This is a genomic window from uncultured Veillonella sp., from assembly GCF_938010505.1.
Lineage (GTDB): Bacteria > Bacillota > Negativicutes > Veillonellales > Veillonellaceae > Veillonella.
The window spans coordinates 1-1,161 of record NZ_CALLVP010000075.1 but is presented as its reverse complement, the minus strand read 5'-3'; the positions used below and the strand labels follow the sequence as shown (position 1 = coordinate 1,161).

At 34.5% G+C, this 1,161-nt stretch carries 1 protein-coding gene and 1 pseudogene; both read right to left on the bottom strand.

The window, feature by feature from the left end:
• Window positions 1–92, bottom strand: a pseudogene (locus Q0507_RS09745) ((2Fe-2S)-binding protein); the annotation flags it as partial.
• Window positions 93–465: 373 nt separating this feature from the next.
• Complete coding sequence (locus Q0507_RS04280) at window positions 466–1,092, bottom strand: site-2 protease family protein (protein WP_004698228.1); 627 nt, start codon at window positions 1,090–1,092, stop codon at window positions 466–468.
• Window positions 1,093–1,161 lie beyond the last annotated feature (69 nt).

Below are 1,161 nucleotides of genomic sequence, written 5' to 3'. Positions count from 1 at the left end.
TTAATCGTTTTGCGCGTAATGCTACGGCAAGTGCACACCTTTGTAAGCTTGTCCAGAATCGCCTCTGGCACTTGGTTTTCTTCAAAATTCATATGTAATTCCTCTTTTATTCACTTGAATATCTATATACTGGATCGATTTAATATATCGATTTACGTGTCGATTTAGTGTATTGATTTACATATTGATGTAGCGGATCAATTTACTCTATCGATAGTATCTAATAATACACTGTAATATTAATATATCGAAAATTTACGATTTCTGTACTTAGTATAACACAATCGAGGAACTATATCGATAGTTTTTAATATAAAATCCAAAGAACAGTCAAAAGTAAAATTGTTACTATAAAAAAACGGGAAAAATTTACAAATACATTATATGTAGAGATAAGCTAAATCTATCTATAAAAAACTACCATAAAGATATTATCTTTATGGTAGAAACTTTCACAAAATATAATTATAGTATGAGCCCAATAATGGCAAAGTAGATTTTAAATATCGTTTGTTGTAATGGACGAATAACCATGGAAATAATGGGTGTGTTAATAAGAATGATAAAGAATAACAAATTAAGCATCCCTAATTGGTAATATCTCATCTGCCACTCTGTAGGCAACCACGGCAAGATAATATTAAAACCAGGCAATGGTGGGAACGGAATCAAACAGAAGATTGATAAGCCAATACTATATAAAATAATATATTGCATAACCATGGCAAGACCTTGGGACTCCATGAGGCCTAATTTTCCAAGGAGCATATATATAAAGGTGAATATAAAGCCTGCTATAAGACCTGCCACAGGACCTGCAAAGGCAAGCAAGCTTATATCACGTCGTGGATCTTTAAAGTAAGATGGATTAATTGACATAGGTTTTGCCCAACCAAAGCCAACAAGAATAATACAGATGGTACCAATTAGATCAAGGTGTGCCATTGGTGACAATGTGAGGCGTCCCGCCAGACGTGGCGTTGGATCACCAAACCAAGTTGCTACCTTTGCCTCTGCATAGCCAAAAATAGAAAAAACGATCATAATAGCAGGAATACTTGCTAATATCTGAACCGGATTTAAATCAAACATAGAACTCCTTTATTGTTTAGCTTCCCATGCGGTGTAGCCTTCTTGAATGCAACGAAGGGCATTTAAGGT

Coding starts and splice junctions, on each gene's coding strand:
- Q0507_RS04280 (WP_004698228.1), bottom strand. CDS start 1,092: ATGTTTGATTTAAATCCGGTTCAGATATTAGCAAGTATTCCTGCTATT.